Below are 14,983 nucleotides of genomic sequence, written 5' to 3'. Positions count from 1 at the left end.
CGCAGCCTCCACGGAGCGAGGCTGGAGTGTCCAGATCCACTGACACTGTCGTCGAGGAGTGATCACTCATGAACACCGAGCTGAGCCGGACGAGTCCCATCGCGGACATGATCGACTGGTTCGAGAACGGAGCCCCCCGCGCCCTGCGCACCCTCGGGCTGACCCCCTACGTCCGGGTGGAGGACTACGTGGAGGACGGCACCTACGTCGTGCGCGCGGAGATGCCGGGCATCGACCCGGACGAGGACGTGACCCTCAGCGTCTCCGGGGACGTCCTGACCATCGCCGGCGAGCGACGCGAGGAGACGAAGGAGAAGAACCGCCAGGAGCTCCACTACGGCTCGTTCCGCCGCAGCGTCCAGCTGCCCCGAGGGGTGCAGCCCGACCAGATCTCGGCCACCTACACCGACGGCGTGCTGGAGGTCCGGGTCCCCGGGGTCGACCGGGAGAGCACGACCGTGACGGTCCCCGTGAAGACCGCACCGAGAGGGGAGACGTCATGAGGGCGAAGGTGGGCGACCACATCGTGCTCGCGGCCGAGCACGTCGACGACGCCACCCGCGACGGCACCATCACCGAGGTGCGAGGTGCCGACGGGAGCCCGCCCTTCCTCGTCCGGTGGAGCGACGGCCACAGCGGTCTGATCTACCCCGGGCCGGGCTCCGTGCTGCGTCTGACCGGGCCCGGGGAGTCGACGTCGCCGGACGCCCATCGGCCGCCGGAGGACGAGGCGACCGCGACCGGCCGGATGCACGAGTGGACGGTGCGGGTGTCCATCTTCGAGAGCGGCGACGACACCAGCGCCACGGCCGTCCTGCTCTCGGACTCACCCCTGCACATCACCGCCAAGGGCGAGAGCCACCGTTCTCCCGACGACGACGTCGTGCCCGAGATCGGCGACGAGGTGGCGGCCGCGCGCGCCCTGCGACACCTGGCGGAGAAGCTCGTGGCGACAGCCGAGAGCGAGATCGAGGACATGACAGGCCGGGAGGCCCACATCAGGCCGAGGTGACCTCGGACGTGGCTGCAGGACCGTCCATGACCAGCACGGCCGCGCCGTCGACCCGGTCGTGGGCGAGGTCGGCCAGGGCGAGGTCGGCCTGCTCGAAGCGCGCCGGAGTGGTGTGCACGCGCAGCCCGAGCCGAGCCGCGAGCAGCAGGAACTCCTCCCCGTCGCGCCTGGTGTTGCTGGTCACGCTGCAGAGGGAGCGCTCCTGGAAGAGGTGCCGCTGGTAGTCCAGGGGCGGGACGTCGCTGAGGTGGATGCCGGCGACCGCCAGCGTCCCGGCCGGGCCCAGCGCCTCGAGGGCGACCGGGACCAGGTCGCCCGCGGGGGCGAAGATGATCGCCGAGTCCAGCCTCTGCGGAGGCCGCTCCCCCGGGCCACCCACCCAGCTCGCGCCGAGACGGCGCGCCAGCCGGCGGCCACGCTCACCACGGGTGACGACGTGCACCTGGGCTCCCTGGGCCAGGGCCAGCTGGGCGGTCAGGTGGGCACTCGCCCCGAAGCCGTAGATGCCGAGACTGCCACCCGGCGGCAGCTGCGACCGGACCAGGGACCGGTAGCCGATGATCCCCGCGCAGAGCAGCGGCGCGGCCTGCTCGTCGTCGAACTCCTCGGGCAGCCGGTAGGCGAAGGCCTCCGGCACGGTGGTGAGCTCGGCGTAGCCTCCGTCGACGTCCCAGCCGGTGTAGCGGGACGACGGACAGAGGTTCTCCCGGCCGGCCCTGCACCAGCGACAGGCCCCGCATGTGGAGCGCAGCCAGGCGACGCCGACCCGGTCCCCGGGGCGGAACCGCACCGCGCCGGCACCCAGGTCGACCACCTCCCCGACGACCTCGTGGCCGGGCACCACGTGGTCCCGGCGTGGAGGAAGGTCACCCTCGGCGACGTGGAGGTCGGTGCGGCACACGCCGCAGGCTCGGACCCGGAGGAGGACCTCGCCCGGTCCCGGTGTCGGGTCAGGCAGGTCCACCAGCTCCAGCGGATGCTCGTCCACCGGTGCCGGCTGCCGGACCCTCCATGCCCGCACGACGCCGCCTCAGGTGACCGCCGCGAGCTGCCCGCAGGCTCCGTCGATCTCCGAGCCCCTCGTGTCGCGCACGGTCGTGGGGATGCCGTGGGCGCGCAGCCGTTCGACGAACTGCTGCTCGACCCCTGGCCTCGACGCGGTCCACTTCGACCCCGGCGTGGGGTTCAGCGGGATGGGGTTGACGTGGACCCACCCCTTGCCGCGAGCACGGAGTTTCTGGCCCAGCAGGTCGGCACGCCAGGCGTGGTCGTTGATGTCCCGGATGAGGGCGTACTCGATGCTGACCCTCCGCCCGGTCACCTCGTAGTAGCGGTAGGCGGCGTCCAGAGCCTCGTCGACCTTCCACCGGGTGTTGATCGGCACCAGCTCGTCGCGCAGCTCGTCGTCGGGAGCGTGCAGCGACAGCGCCAGGGTGACCGGGATGCCCTCCTCGGCGAGCCGGTCGATGGCAGGGACCAGCCCGACGGTCGACATCGTCACCCCACGCGCCGACATGCCCAGGCCCGCCGGGGTGGGCTCCACCAGCCGGCGGATCGCGCCGATCGCAGCCTTGTAGTTGGCCAGCGCCTCGCCCATCCCCATGAAGACGACGTTGCTCACGCGCAGCGCCTGCTCGGTCGAGACCTCCTCACCGCCCTCGCCCGCCAGGTCTCCGTGTCGCAGGGCTCGGGCTGCCGCCACCACCTGCTCGACGATCTCCGCGGTCGAGAGGTTGCGCGTGAGACCGGCCTGCCCGGTCGCGCAGAAGGGACAGTTCATCCCGCAGCCGGCCTGGCTGGAGATGCACATCGTCACCCTGCCCGGATAGCGCATGAGGACGGACTCGACCATGGCCCCGTCGTGCAGGCGGTGCACCTGCTTGAGGGTGGCGCCCTCGTCGGTGGAGAGGGTGCGCACCGGGGTGAGCAGGGGCGGCAGCAGGGTGCTGACCAGCTCGTCCCGGCCGGCGGCCGGCAGGTCGGTCATCCGGGTCGGGTCGGCCACGAGACGCTCGAAGTAGTGCCGCGAGACCTGGTCGGCGCGGAACCCCTGCAGACCCAGCTCCTCGACCCAGGCGCGGCGCCCGGCGAGGTCCAGGTCGGCGAGGTGACGTGGGGCCTTGCCCCGTCGCGGCGCGGTGAAGGTCAGCGCCCCAGGGGCGGGCGGTGTGCTGGTGGGGGTCGGCAGGTCGGTGCTCATCGACACCAGTGTCTCAGGTCGTCCGGGCTCCCCGCTGCGCTCAGGCGGGCACGAAGAGCGTGAGCAGGGCCCAGCTGACCGGCACGGTCATCAGCAGCGAGTCCAGGCGGTCCATCACGCCACCGTGGCCGGGGAGGATCGAGCTCATGTCCTTGATGCCCACGTCACGCTTGAGGGTCGACTCCGCCAGGTCGCCGACCGTGGCGAAGCAGGCCACGGCGACGCCCAGCACCACACCCGCCCACCAGGGACCGTCCAGCAGCACCACGATGCTGACCACCCCGACCAGCACACAGCTCAGCACGGAGCCGGCGAAGCCCTCCCAGGACTTCTTGGGGCTCAGCGACGGCGCCATCGCGTGCCTCCCGAACAGCACGCCCACGGCATACCCGCCGATGTCGCTGGAGATGGTGACGAGCACGAAGACGAGGATGCGCTGCGGACCGTCGTCCTCAGCGAGCATCAGTGCGCTCAGGCCCGCCAGCAGCGGCACGTAGGCCAGCACGAAGACCCCACCGGCGATGTCCCGCAACGCCCCGTGGGAGCCTTCCACCGCGCGCCACAGCAGCACCCCCAGACAGCCCAGCGCGAAGCCGGTGGCCAGCCCCTCGGCGCCGCCGAGGTAGGCCGCGGGCACGAGCAGAAGCCCGGCCACCACTGTCGGCACGAGAGGCACCTCGATGTGGCCGGAGCGCAGCGCCTCCACCAGCTCCCACATCGCCACCCCCACGGCGAGGGTGACCACGATCGCGAAGGCGGGCTTCCAGAAGTACAGCGACGCCATGATCAGCGCGACCAGGACCACACCCACCGCGACCGCGGCGGGCAGGTTGCGGCCCGCCTTGGACGGCACCGGGGTCGTGTCCTGGCCGGCGCCGGCACGCAGACGGGCCTTGTAGGAGCGTCGGGACGTCACTGTCTCGGGCATGCGGCTCACACCTCCAGGAGCTCGGCCTCCTTGTGCTTCAGCACGTCGTCGATGGCGTCGACGTGCTTCTTGGTCAGCGCCTCCAGCTCCTTCTCGGTGCGGGTGCCCTCGTCCTCACCGATGTCGCCGTCCTTGACCGCCTTGTCGATGGCGTCCTTGGTGTGCCGGCGGATGTTGCGCACCGACACCTTGGCGTCCTCGCCCTTGCTGCGGGCGAGCTTGATGTAGTCACGTCGCCGCTCCTCGGTGAGCTGCGGCATCACGATCCGGATCTGGACACCGTCGTTGCTCGGGTTGACACCGAGGTCCGAGTCGCGCAGCGCCTTCTCGACGGCGGTCATCGAGCTCTTGTCGTAGGGCTGGATCAGCACCGTGCGCGCGTCCTGCACCTGGAACGACGCGAGCTGCTGCAAGGGGGTCGGGGCCCCGTAGTAGTCGACCTCGAGCTTGCTGAACATGCTGGGGTGCGCCCGGCCGGTGCGGATGGAGGCCATGTCCTCACGCACCACCTCCAGGGCCTTGCCCATCTTGTCCTCGGCCTCCAGCATGGCCATCTCCGTGCTCTCGGACATCGTGTTCGCTCCTCGCGGTGTGTCTGTCGGGTCTCCGTGCGTCGCGGGTGTCAGTCCGCGGTGACCAGTGTGCCGATCCTCTCACCCCGGATGGCCCGGGTGATGCTGTCCTCGCCGTCCATGCCGAAGACGAGCATCGGCAGCTCGTTGTCCATACACAGGCTGAAGGCTGCCGCGTCGACGACCCGCAGGTTCTGGGTCAGCGCCTCGTCGAAGGTCAGCGCGTCGAGCTTGACGGCGGCCGGGTCGGTGCGGGGGTCGGAGGTGTAGACACCGTCCACGCCGTGCTTGCTCATCAGCACCGCGTCACACTTGATCTCCAGTGCCCGCTGAGCCGAGACGGTGTCGGTGGAGAAGTAGGGCATGCCGGCGCCGGCGCCGAAGATGACCACACGCTCCTTCTCCAGGTGCCGGATGGCGCGGCGCGGGATGTAGGGCTCGGCCACCTGACCCATGGTGATCGCGGTCTGCACGCGCGTCGGGACCCCTTCCTTCTCCAGGAAGTCCTGCAGTGCCAGGCAGTTCATCACGGTGCCGAGCATCCCCATGTAGTCGGCACGCGCACGCTCCATGCCACGCTGCTGGAGCTCGGCGCCCCGGAAGAAGTTGCCCCCACCCATCACGACGGCCACCTGGATGCCCTCCCTGGCAGCCACGGCGATCTGTCGCGCGATACCGCGCACGACGTCGGGGTCCACCCCGATCCTGCCTCCGCCGAACGCCTCACCGGACAGCTTCAGGAGCACCCGGCGGATGTGACCGGGGGCCTCGACAGGGACGACCCCGTGCTGGTGGAGCGCCTGGTGGGTGGGGTCCTCGTGGGCATGGTTCATCGAAGCCTCCCGGCAGATCGTGCGACGCGGTCGATCGATCCTTCCACAGTCCCCTCGCCCGGGGCAGGTCGAGCACGAGCACGGCATGATGTGCTCCGTGGACGACGAACGGGTGCGCACGGAGCTGGTGGCGGTCATCACCGCCGTGGTCGACGGCGTCCCCCGTGTCCTGACCGCGGACGACGGTCCCCGCCTGCCCTCCGGTCCGCTGCGCTCGGACCACCGCTCCCTGCAGGGCGGTCTTCGTGCCTGGGTGGAGCAGCAGACCGGGCACCGGCTGGGCTACGTCGAGCAGCTCTACACGTTCGCCGACCCCGGACGCGCGTCCGCCGGCGGACGGCGGGTGATCTCGGTGTCGTACCTGGGACTGACCCGGGTCGGAAGCAGCGGTCCGGCCTGGGCCGGCTGGTACGACTTCTTCCCGTGGGAGGACCGACGCCCCGAGCCGGACCTTCCCGACCCGGTCGCCCAGCTCGGCGAGCGGCTGCTGCAGTGGACCGGCCGCGGGGACGACGACGAGACGGCCCGGCGCCGCCTGCGCGCCGAGGTGACCTTCGGCCTCCACGGTCGCCCGTGGCGCCCCGAGCTGGCGCTGCAGCGCTACGAGCTGCTCTACGAGGCCGGGCTGGTGCCGGAGTCCCCGTTCGGCGCCGCCGACGTGCGCCTGGCGCCCGGCGCGACGATGGCCCACGACCACCGCCGCATCCTGGCCACCGGGGTCGCCCGGCTGCGCGCGATGATCCAGTACCGCCCCGTGGTGTTCGAGCTGATGCCGGCGGAGTTCACCCTGGGCCAGCTCCAGGACGTCGTCGAGGCTCTGGCCGGGCAGCACGTGCACAAGCAGAACTTCCGCCGGCTCGTGCAGCAGCAGGACCTGGTCGAGGAGACAGGACACACGCACGCCGGCACCGGAGGCCGTCCGGCGATGCTCTTCCGGTTCCGGCGCGAGGTGCTCGACGAACGGCAGGTCGGCGGCACCAAGCTGCCCGTGCAGCGGGTGCGCTGACAGGGCTGGACGACTTTACTTATGCTCATATCTAGCAATACACTCGGCGGCAGATGGCCGGCACCCTGACGGACATCCCGACCCACGGAGGCCGCCATGACCGACGTCCTTTTCTCCACCGACGCGCTCTACGACCGGGTCAAGCACGTCGTGCCGGCAGTCGAGTGGCCCTCCTTCGCCGAGGACATCGCGGCGATCGAGGACCTCAAGCGCACCCGCAGCGCCGTCGTCCTCGCGCACAACTACCAGACCCCCGAGATCTTCCACTGCGTCTCGGATATCGTGGGCGACTCGCTGGCCCTGGCACGCGAGGCCCAGCAGGTCGAGGCCGACGTGATCGTGATGGCCGGGGTGCACTTCATGGCCGAGACGGCCAAGCTGCTCAACCCTGCACGCACCGTGCTCATCCCCGACCTGCGGGCGGGCTGCTCGCTGGCCGAGTCGATCACCGCTGCGGACGTGCGAGCCCTCAAGGCAGCGCACCCCGGGGTGCCCGTCGTCACCTACGTCAACACCTCCGCCGACGTCAAGGCAGAGAGCGACATCTGCTGCACGTCCGGCAACGCGGTCAAGGTCATCGAGTCCCTCGGCGTCGACCGCGTCATCATGATCCCGGACGAGTACCTCGCCCAGAACATCGCCCGACAGACCGGCGTCGAGGTCATCACCTGGGCCGGTCACTGCGAGGTGCACGAGCGGTTCACCCCACAGGACATCCGGCAGATCCGGGTCGACCACCCGGACGCCGTGATCCTGGCGCACCCCGAGTGCCCACCGGACGTCGTGGACGAGGCCGACCTGTCCGGGTCGACGGCGCAGATGCTCGACTACGTCACCCGACAGCGGCCCCGTCAGGTCGCCCTGATCACCGAGTGCTCCATGAGTGACAACATCGCGGCCGCTAACCCCGACATCGACTTCGTGCGGCCCTGCAACCTGTGCCCGCACATGAAGCGCATCTCGCTGCGCCGCATCCGGCACGCGCTGGAGACGATGACCCACGAGGTGACGATCCCCGACGACGTCGCTGCGCGGGCGAGGGTGGCCGTCCAGCGGATGCTCGCGGTATGACGCAGCACCCGCCGGTCGTCATGGGCGCCGGCCTGGCCGGGCTCACCACGGCGCTGGCCCTGGCGCCGCTGCCGTGCCTGGTCCTGTCCCCGGCCCCGCTGGGTGAGGGGTCGGCGAGCGGCTGGGCGCAGGGCGGGATCGCGGCGGCGCTCGATGACGCCGACTCGACCGCGCTGCACGCCGCCGACACCCTCGCGGCCGGAGCGGGACTGTGCGACGAGGAGGCGGTGGACGCCATCACCGCCGAGGCGCCCGGCGCGGTGGACTGGCTCTCCGCCCTGGGCGCGCGCTTCGACCGCGAGCCCTCGGGCAGGTACGCCCTCGGTCTGGAGGGCGCGCACAGCCGCCACCGCATCGTGCACGCCGGTGGTGACGGGAGTGGGGCCGAGGTGCTGCGCGCCGTCGTCGCCGCGGTGCGGGCGACCCCCTCCATCACCGTCCTGGCCGGTGTTCGCGCCCGCAGGGTCGTGACCTGCGACGGTGTGGTGACCGGCGTCGTGGTGCAGGACGAGGCCGGGACCACCCGGCTGGTCCCCACCACGCAGGTCGTCCTGGCGACCGGGGGCGTCGGAGGGCTCTGGCGGCACACGACCAACCCGCTCGGGGCCCAGGGACAGGGGCTGGCCCTGGCCGCGCGCTGTGGCGCAGAGCTGCGCGACCTGGAGATGGTGCAGTTCCACCCGACGGCGCTCGACGTCGGGTGCGACCCCATGCCGCTGGTCAGCGAGGCGGTGCGCGGTGAGGGCGCCGTCCTGGTCGACGCGTCCGGGCGGCCGCTCGTGCGCGACTCCCTGGCGGCCCGCGACGTCGTGGCCCGCGCCGTCTGGGAGCACGGCTCCTCCGGCGCCCAGGCCTACGTCGACGCACGGTCGGCTCCGGGGCCGGCCTTCGCCTCCCACTTCCCCGCCGTCGCGCGGGCCTGCGTCGCCGCCGGGATCGACCCGGCCCGCGACCTGGTGCCCGTCCGACCGGCCGCGCACTACCACTGCGGCGGGGTGAAGGTGGACCTGTGTGGGCGCACCAGCGTGCCGGGGCTGTGGGCCTGCGGGGAGGTGGCCAGCACCGGGCTGCACGGTGCGAACCGGCTCGCCAGCAACTCGCTGCTCGAGGCCGTGGTCACCGGTCGACGGGTCGCCGCCGACCTGCGGGAGAGCGGCCCGGTCGAGCTCGCAGCCGTGCCGGCCGCTCCGGCATCCGACGCCTGCGCCGTCCCTCCCGAGCCGACCGCCGACGAGCTCGCTGCGCTCCGGCAGACCCTCGGCCGGTGGGTGGGCGTGCTGCGTGACGGGCAGGGGCTGGCGCGGGCGACCACAGCGCTGCAGGACGAGGTGAGCGCCCGGGGTGTCACCGGCACTCCAGACGCGCAGCTGGTCGCGATGCTGGTCAGCGCCTCCGCCCTCGCGCGACGCGAGAGCCGCGGTGGTCACCTGCGCCGCGACCACCCGTGGACCGCGCAGCCGGCCCTGCACACCACCGTGCGGCTCGGTCCCGAAGGCACCCTGACGACCCTACGCACCCCCGTGCGCACCCGCACCGAACCCGTGAGGACCCCCGCATGACGCCGACCCCTCTGCCCCGGCTCCTGGTGGAGCCGGTGGTGCGTGCCGCGCTGGCCGAGGACCTCGGACGTGCCGGCGACATCACCAGCGCTGCGGTCGTGCCGGCCGACCGGCACGACGCCTTCCTGGTCACGGTGCGCGAGGACGGGGTGCTGGCCGGGATGGACGCCGTGCGCCTGGCCTTCGGGCTGGTCGACCCTTCGGTCGTCCTCACCGCACACCGGCAGGACGGTGACCGGGTGGCGGCGGGGACCGTGCTGGCGGAGGTGCGGGGACCGGCCAGGTCACTGCTGTCGGCAGAACGGGTCGCCCTCAACCTCCTCGGACACCTCAGCGGCGTCGCCACGGCCACCGCCGGCATCGCCGACGCCATCGCCCACACGCCGGCCCGGGTCTGCTGCACCCGCAAGACGACCCCGGGGCTGCGCGCGCTGGAGAAGTATGCCGTGCGCTGCGGCGGCGGGGTCAACCACCGCTGGGGCCTGGACGATGCTGTGCTCGTCAAGGACAACCACATCGCCGTCGCCGGGAGCCTGCAGGAGGCCGTGCGCAGGGTCCGCGCGGACGTCGGGCACCTCGTCGCGGTCGAGGTCGAGGTGGACACCCTCGACCAGCTGCGCGAGCTGCTGCTGGACCCCGTGGACGCCGTCCTGCTGGACAACATGGACCCGGACACGGCAGGCGAGGCGGTGCGGCTCGTGCAGGGGACGATGACCGTCGAGGCGTCCGGCCGGATCACGGCGGCGACCGCACCGGCCCTGGCGGAGGCCGGGGTCGACCTGGTCTCGGCCGGCTGGATCACGCACAGCGCCCCCACCCTGGACGTCGGCCTGGACCACTCCGGGTAGCCGAAGGGGCCGGGTCCACGACGGACCCGGCCCCTTCGGCCGACACGCAGGCCGTGCGCGTCAGACGCCGACCTTGAAGCGCGCGAACGAGGTGATCTCCGCGCCGCCCTCCTTGGTGACCTGGGCGACGGACTTCTTGGCGTCCTTGGCGAACGCCTGGTCCAGCAGGACGTTCTCCTTGAAGTAGCCGTTGACGCGACCCTCGACGATGCGCGGCAGGGCAGCCTCGGGCTTGCCCTCCTCGCGGGCGGTCTCCTCGGCGATGCGACGCTCGTTCTCCACCGTCTGGGCGTCGATCTCCTCACGGGTCAGCACGGTCGGGCTGAAGGCCGCGACATGCATCGCAATGTCACGCGCCAGCTGCTCCTCACCACCGGTGGTGGCGACCAGCACGCCGATCTGCGCGGGCAGGTCCGGGCTGGTCTTGTGCAGGTAGGACACGACCGTCCCGCCCTCGACCGCCTCGACCCGGGCCACACGACGCACCTCGATCTTCTCGCCGATGGTGGCGTTGGCCTCGTCGAGCACGGTCTGGACGGTCTTGCCGCCCATGTCCGAGGCGAGCAGGGACTCCGCGTCGGACGCGCCCACGGCCACGGCCTGGGCCAGGACCTCGTCGGCCAGCTCGCCGAACTTCTCGCCCTTGGCGACGAAGTCGGTCTCGCAGTTGACCTCGACCAGCGTGCCGACGCCGTCGGCGACGTGCACGCGGACCAGACCGTTGGAGGCCGAGCGACCCTCGCGCTTGGTGACGCCCTTGAGGCCCTTGACGCGCAAGATCTCGGTGGCCTTGGCGGTGTCGCCGTCGGCCTCGTCGAGCGCCTTCTTGACGTCCATCATGCCGGCACCGGTCTGCTCACGCAGCGCCTTGATGTCTGCGGCGGTGTAGTTCGCCATGTGCTTGGTGTGCTCCTTCGGTTCAGGGCGGAGAGTCAGGACTCGGTGGCGGCGGTCTCGGGCGCCTCGGCCGGGGTCTCCTCCGCCGGGGTCTCCTCCGCCGGCGTCTCCTCCGCCGGGGTCTCGGCGGCCGGGGTCTCCTCGGCTGGGGTCTCCTCCGCCGGGGTCTCGGCGGCCGGGGTCTCCTCGGCTGGGGTCTCCTCGGCCGGGGTCTCCTCGGCCGCAGTCTCGGCGGCCGGGGTCTCCTCGGCTGGGGTCTCCTCGGCCGGGGTCTCCTCGGCCGCAGTCTCGGCGGCCGGGGTCTCCTCGACGGCAGGTGCCGCCTCGGCAGCGGCCGTCTCCTCACCGCCGGACAGGAGCTCGCGCTCCCACTCGGCCATCGGCTCCGGGGCCTCGTCGCCCTCAGCGGCGGCTCCGCCACCTGAGCGCGAGATCAGACCGTCGGCGACGGCGTCGGCGATCACGCGCGTCAGCAGGGTGACCGAGCGGATGGCGTCGTCGTTGCCCGGGATCTTGTAGTCGACCTCGTCGGGGTCGCAGTTGGTGTCCAGGATCGCGATGACGGGGACGCCGAGCTTGCGGGCCTCGGTCACCGCCAGGTGCTCCTTCTTGGTGTCCACGACCCAGACGGCCGAGGGCACCCGGCCCATGTCACGGATACCGCCCAGGGTGCGGTCCAGCTTCTCGTACTCACGACGCATCATGAGCAGCTCCTTCTTCGTCCGGCCGGAGCCGGCCACGTCGTCGAAGTCGATCTCCTCGAGCTCCTTGAGACGGGAGAGCCGCTTCGAGACGGTCTGGAAGTTGGTGAGCATGCCGCCGAGCCAGCGGTGGTTGACGTACGGCATGCCGACCCGGGTCGCCTGCTCGGCGATGGACTCCTGCGCCTGCTTCTTCGTGCCGACGAACAGGATCGTGCCGCCGTGGGCCACGGTCTGCTTGACGAAGTCGTAGGCCTCGTTCAGGTAGTTGAGCGACTGCTCGAGGTCGATGATGTAGATGCCGTTGCGCTCGGTCATGATGAAGCGCTTCATCTTGGGGTTCCAGCGACGGGTCTGGTGCCCGAAGTGGACGCCGCTCTCGAGGAGCTGGCGCATGGTGACGACGGCCATGCCGTGTCTCGCTTTCTGTGAGATGTGCAGTTGCTCCTGGCACGGGCGACGGTCCCCACCTGCACCGGCGGCACAGGACTGCGGGGCACGCCCCGCCGCCTCAGGGTGGCAGCGGTGGGCTCGTGCGCGAATTCGTCCGGTGGACACACCGGACGTGGGGCCATGGTACGCCGTTGCCGCGCCCCCGCGGAAATCCGTCGTCGTGGGAGTCGCTACCGTGGCGGGATGGGAACTCCACTGGTGGACCGCATGTCCGGCTTCGGCACCTCCATCTTCGCTGAGATGACGCAGCGCGCCCTGCGCTTCGAGGCCGTGAACCTCGGGCAGGGCTTCCCCGACACCGATGCTCCCGCGGAGATCAGACGCGTCGCCGTCGAGGCCATCGAGGCCGGTCTCAACCAGTACCCCCCGGCCTCCGGCATGCCCGTGCTACGGCAGGCGGTGGCCGAGCACCAGGAGCGCTTCTACGGCCTTCACCCCGACCCCGACAGCGAGGTCCTCGTGACCGTGGGGGCCACCGAGGCACTCTCCGCGACCCTGCTGGCCCTGGTCGAGGCCGGGGACGAGGTAGTCACCTTCGAGCCCTACTACGATGCGTATGCGGCCCTGGTCGCCCTGGCCGGTGGTGTCCACCGCAGCGTGCCGTTGCACTTCCCGGACCTCGACTTCGACCCTGCCGACCTGCGCCGCGCCGTGACGGAGCGGACCCGGATCATCCTCCTCAACAACCCCCACAACCCCACCGGCAAGGTCTTCTCCGAGGCGGAGCTCCTGCAGGTCGCCGAGGTCGCACGCGAGCACGACCTCGTCGTGGTCACCGACGAGGTCTACGAGCACCTGACCTTCGACGGTCTGCGGCACATCCCCCTGGCCACACTGCCCGGCATGGCGCAGCGCACCCTCACGATCTCCTCCGGGGGCAAGACCTTCTCGGCCACCGGGTGGAAGGTCGGCTGGGTGCACGGTCCGGCTGAGCTCGTCGGCGCGGTGGCGGCGGTCAAGCAGTTCCTCACCTTCGTGGGCTCGGGCCCCTTCCAGCCGGCGATCGCCCACGGCCTGCGCATGCCCGACGCCTTCTTCGCCGGCCTGGCCACCGAGATGTCCGCGAAGCGGGACGTCCTCGTCGAGGCCCTCACCGACGTGGGTGTCCCGGTCTCGCCGTGCCAGGGCACCTACTTCGTCATCGCCGACATGACACCGCTGGGGGTGACCGACGCCGTGCAGTTCTGTCGTGACCTGCCCGAGCGCATCGGTGTGGTCGGCGTGCCGGTCTCGGCCTTCTGCCATACACCCGACCGCGTCGCGGGTCTCGTGCGCTTCGCGTTCTGCAAGGAGGAGCACGTGCTGCGCGAGGGAGCCCGCCGCCTGTCCGGCCTGCGCTCCTGACCCTCGTGCTCCGCAGCACGCACCCCAGCGCGCAGGCCGGGCGTGGCGGCGGTCCGTCCTGGGGTCGGCGTGCCACGGTGGAGACGTGCAGACCGACCAGCCCTCCGTGATCGGCGAGCAGGCCCTCTCCGAGTTCGAGCAGCACCTGCTCGGCGAGCGCAGCAGGTCGGTGCACACGGCGCGGGCCTACCTGGGTGACCTGCGCTCGCTCGACACCACCCTGCGCATGCTGGGAGTCGCGGCGCTGGACGACGTGCGGTTGGCGGACCTGAGAGCGTGGCTGGGCGCCCAGTCCGAGCAGGGGGTGGCGAGGTCCACGGTGTCCCGCCGGGCCGCCGCCGCGAGGACCTTCTTCCAGTGGGCGCAGCGCCGGGGCCTGCTCTCCCAGGACCCCGCGGTGCGGCTGACCGCTCCCGGGAAGGAGCGCCACCTCCCCGGTGTCCTGGCCCAGCCGCAGGCGACTGCTCTGATGGACCTGGCCGCCCTCGCCGGGGACGACGACGACCCTGTGCACGTCAGGGACCGCGCGATGGTGGAGCTGCTCTACGCCTCGGGCATGCGGGTCGGGGAGCTCACCGGGCTCGACATCGACGACGTCGACCTCACCCAGCGCTCCGCACGCGTGCTCGGCAAGGGCAGCAAGGAGCGGGTCGTGCCGTTCGGTGCACCGGCCGCTCGTGCCGTCGACGCCTACCTCGTGCGGGCCAGGCCTCAGCTCGTCGTGCCCGGCTGCGGGGCCGCGCTCTTCCTGGGCCGTCGAGGTCGCCGGGTTGACCAGCGGCAGGTGCGTGCCGTCGTGCACGAGCTGCTCAGCCACCTCCCCGACGCCCCCGACCTGGGCCCGCACGGACTGCGGCACAGCACCGCCACCCACCTGCTGGACGGGGGTGCCGACATCCGCACGGTGCAGGAGGTCCTGGGCCACGCGAGCCTGGCGACCACGCAGATCTACACCCATGTCTCGACCGAGCGTCTGCGCACGGTCTACCGCCAGGCTCACCCCCGGGCCTGAGGCCCCTGGGGTGTCTGCGGGAGCAGTGAGACGGTCCACACCCGGAGCAGCAGGAGAGGGTCGAGGTAGAGCTCGCCGCGGCGTGCACCCAGATGCAGGCAGCTGCGCAGCAGGCAGTGTCCGCCCGGTGCCAGGGCTCCCACGGTCTCTCCGGCCCTCACCGGGCTGCCCGTGGCTGCCCGGTCCTCCACCGGTTGGTAGGTGCTCAGCACACCGTCGCCGTGCCGGATGGACAGCACGCCGGTGCCGGCCACGACGCCGCTGTAGGAGACCACCCCGTCGGCCACCGCCCGCACCGGTGACCCGGTGAACCCGGCCAGGTCGATGCCTCGGTGGCCAGGCAGCCATCGCTGCGCCGGCGGGTCGAACCTGCGGGCGACCACCTGCGGTCCGGGCAGCGGCCACTCCCATGCGGGGGCCCGGGAGGCCGCGCCCCCTGAGCCCTGCCGCGACCCACGACGGTCCCAGCTGTCGGAGGTGACGGACGAGCCCTGCACCGGGTCTCCCGTGCGGCCCGCGGCGAGGTCGGGTGATGACACGACGGCAG

At 71.8% G+C, this 14,983-nt stretch carries 16 protein-coding genes; 8 read left to right on the top strand and 8 right to left on the bottom strand.

Annotated elements, in window-relative coordinates; translation table 11 throughout:
- Positions 1-68 precede the first annotated feature (68 nt).
- Both LVO85_RS07335 and LVO85_RS17000 read left to right on the top strand, forming a co-directional pair.
- Positions 69-503, top strand: coding sequence for an Hsp20/alpha crystallin family protein (locus LVO85_RS07335; RefSeq protein ID WP_232746744.1), 435 nt, complete (start codon positions 69-71; stop codon positions 501-503).
- Positions 500-1,012 carry a dsRBD fold-containing protein gene (locus LVO85_RS17000; protein ID WP_332875416.1) on the top strand — a complete coding sequence of 171 codons (513 nt, stop codon included), beginning with the start codon at positions 500-502 and terminating at the stop codon, positions 1,010-1,012. The genes LVO85_RS07335 and LVO85_RS17000 overlap by 4 nt, the downstream gene beginning before the upstream one ends.
- Here LVO85_RS17000 and LVO85_RS07320 read toward each other — a convergent pair.
- Genes LVO85_RS07320 through pyrH form a run of 5 tightly spaced genes read right to left on the bottom strand, consistent with a single transcriptional unit; the run spans position 999 to position 5,545 of the window.
- Positions 999-2,033, bottom strand: coding sequence for a zinc-dependent alcohol dehydrogenase family protein (locus tag LVO85_RS07320; RefSeq protein ID WP_408637676.1), 1,035 nt, complete (start codon positions 2,031-2,033; stop codon positions 999-1,001). The two genes, LVO85_RS17000 and LVO85_RS07320, sit on opposite strands and share 14 nt — an antisense overlap.
- A 9-nt stretch (positions 2,034-2,042) precedes the next feature.
- Positions 2,043-3,212: a 23S rRNA (adenine(2503)-C(2))-methyltransferase RlmN gene (gene rlmN / locus LVO85_RS07315; RefSeq protein WP_232746742.1), complete on the bottom strand. Its 1,170-nt coding sequence runs from the start codon at positions 3,210-3,212 to the stop codon at positions 2,043-2,045.
- A 40-nt stretch (positions 3,213-3,252) separates the two neighbouring features.
- Positions 3,253-4,140 carry a phosphatidate cytidylyltransferase gene (locus LVO85_RS07310; protein WP_232746741.1) on the bottom strand — a complete coding sequence of 296 codons (888 nt, stop codon included), beginning with the start codon at positions 4,138-4,140 and terminating at the stop codon, positions 3,253-3,255.
- A gap of 5 nt (positions 4,141-4,145) precedes the next feature.
- A complete protein-coding gene (gene frr / locus LVO85_RS07305) occupies positions 4,146-4,712 on the bottom strand; it encodes a ribosome recycling factor (RefSeq protein WP_232746740.1) in 567 nt (188 codons plus the stop codon).
- A gap of 50 nt (positions 4,713-4,762) precedes the next feature.
- Entirely contained in the window at positions 4,763-5,545 is a 783-nt protein-coding gene (gene pyrH / locus LVO85_RS07300) for a UMP kinase (RefSeq protein WP_232746739.1), read from the bottom strand.
- A gap of 97 nt (positions 5,546-5,642) precedes the next feature.
- On the opposite strand from pyrH, the gene LVO85_RS07295 reads away from it, so the two are divergent.
- The 4 genes from LVO85_RS07295 to nadC all read left to right on the top strand — a co-directional run bounded on the left by LVO85_RS07295 (position 5,643) and on the right by nadC (position 10,029).
- The gene (locus LVO85_RS07295) at positions 5,643-6,551 is read left to right on the top strand and encodes an NUDIX hydrolase (RefSeq protein ID WP_232746738.1); all 909 of its coding nucleotides are present in this window, start codon (positions 5,643-5,645) and stop codon (positions 6,549-6,551) included.
- A 96-nt stretch (positions 6,552-6,647) separates the two neighbouring features.
- Positions 6,648-7,622: a quinolinate synthase NadA gene (gene nadA, locus LVO85_RS07290; RefSeq protein ID WP_232746737.1), complete on the top strand. Its 975-nt coding sequence runs from the start codon at positions 6,648-6,650 to the stop codon at positions 7,620-7,622.
- Positions 7,619-9,181 carry an L-aspartate oxidase gene (locus tag LVO85_RS07285; protein WP_232746736.1) on the top strand — a complete coding sequence of 521 codons (1,563 nt, stop codon included), beginning with the start codon at positions 7,619-7,621 and terminating at the stop codon, positions 9,179-9,181. Before nadA ends, LVO85_RS07285 begins: the two co-directional genes overlap by 4 nt.
- Positions 9,178-10,029, top strand: a complete 852-nt coding sequence (gene nadC, locus LVO85_RS07280) for a carboxylating nicotinate-nucleotide diphosphorylase (protein ID WP_232746735.1) — start codon at positions 9,178-9,180, stop codon at positions 10,027-10,029. The genes LVO85_RS07285 and nadC overlap by 4 nt, the downstream gene beginning before the upstream one ends.
- Before the next feature lie 60 nt (positions 10,030-10,089).
- Here the strand turns inward: nadC and tsf are convergent, their stop codons facing one another.
- Positions 10,090-10,926, bottom strand: coding sequence for a translation elongation factor Ts (gene tsf, locus LVO85_RS07275; RefSeq protein ID WP_232746734.1), 837 nt, complete (start codon positions 10,924-10,926; stop codon positions 10,090-10,092).
- 35 nt (positions 10,927-10,961) lie between these two features.
- Complete coding sequence (gene rpsB, locus LVO85_RS07270) at positions 10,962-12,038, bottom strand: 30S ribosomal protein S2 (protein WP_232746733.1); 1,077 nt, start codon at positions 12,036-12,038, stop codon at positions 10,962-10,964.
- Between the two features lie 225 nt (positions 12,039-12,263).
- On the opposite strand from rpsB, the gene LVO85_RS07265 reads away from it, so the two are divergent.
- Positions 12,264-13,424, top strand: a complete 1,161-nt coding sequence (locus LVO85_RS07265) for a pyridoxal phosphate-dependent aminotransferase (RefSeq protein WP_232746732.1) — start codon at positions 12,264-12,266, stop codon at positions 13,422-13,424.
- An 85-nt stretch (positions 13,425-13,509) separates the two neighbouring features.
- Entirely contained in the window at positions 13,510-14,436 is a 927-nt protein-coding gene (locus LVO85_RS07260) for a tyrosine recombinase XerC (RefSeq protein WP_232746731.1), read from the top strand.
- Here the strand turns inward: LVO85_RS07260 and LVO85_RS16995 are convergent.
- Positions 14,421-14,975 carry a murein hydrolase activator EnvC family protein gene (locus LVO85_RS16995; protein WP_232746730.1) on the bottom strand — a complete coding sequence of 185 codons (555 nt, stop codon included), beginning with the start codon at positions 14,973-14,975 and terminating at the stop codon, positions 14,421-14,423. The genes LVO85_RS07260 and LVO85_RS16995 overlap by 16 nt on opposite strands.
- Positions 14,976-14,983 lie beyond the last annotated feature (8 nt).

Source organism: Ornithinimicrobium sediminis (assembly GCF_021272345.1).
Lineage (GTDB): Bacteria > Actinomycetota > Actinomycetes > Actinomycetales > Dermatophilaceae > Ornithinicoccus > Ornithinicoccus sediminis_B.
The sequence above is the reverse complement of the archived record's forward strand: the minus strand, read 5'-3'. Positions and strand labels throughout refer to the sequence as shown.

Excerpts from the sequence above, each read along its gene's own strand:
- LVO85_RS07335 (WP_232746744.1), top strand. The coding sequence starts at position 69 with ATGAACACCGAGCTGAGCCGGACGAGTCCCATCGCGGACATGATCGAC.
- LVO85_RS17000 (WP_332875416.1), top strand. The coding sequence starts at position 500 with ATGAGGGCGAAGGTGGGCGACCACATCGTGCTCGCGGCCGAGCACGTC.
- rlmN (WP_232746742.1), bottom strand. The coding sequence starts at position 3,212 with ATGAGCACCGACCTGCCGACCCCCACCAGCACACCGCCCGCCCCTGGG.
- LVO85_RS07310 (WP_232746741.1), bottom strand. The coding sequence starts at position 4,140 with ATGCCCGAGACAGTGACGTCCCGACGCTCCTACAAGGCCCGTCTGCGT.
- frr (WP_232746740.1), bottom strand. The coding sequence starts at position 4,712 with ATGTCCGAGAGCACGGAGATGGCCATGCTGGAGGCCGAGGACAAGATG.
- pyrH (WP_232746739.1), bottom strand. The coding sequence starts at position 5,545 with ATGAACCATGCCCACGAGGACCCCACCCACCAGGCGCTCCACCAGCAC.
- nadA (WP_232746737.1), top strand. The coding sequence starts at position 6,648 with ATGACCGACGTCCTTTTCTCCACCGACGCGCTCTACGACCGGGTCAAG.
- LVO85_RS07285 (WP_232746736.1), top strand. The coding sequence starts at position 7,619 with ATGACGCAGCACCCGCCGGTCGTCATGGGCGCCGGCCTGGCCGGGCTC.
- nadC (WP_232746735.1), top strand. The coding sequence starts at position 9,178 with ATGACGCCGACCCCTCTGCCCCGGCTCCTGGTGGAGCCGGTGGTGCGT.
- tsf (WP_232746734.1), bottom strand. The coding sequence starts at position 10,926 with ATGGCGAACTACACCGCCGCAGACATCAAGGCGCTGCGTGAGCAGACC.
- rpsB (WP_232746733.1), bottom strand. The coding sequence starts at position 12,038 with ATGGCCGTCGTCACCATGCGCCAGCTCCTCGAGAGCGGCGTCCACTTC.
- LVO85_RS07265 (WP_232746732.1), top strand. The coding sequence starts at position 12,264 with ATGGGAACTCCACTGGTGGACCGCATGTCCGGCTTCGGCACCTCCATC.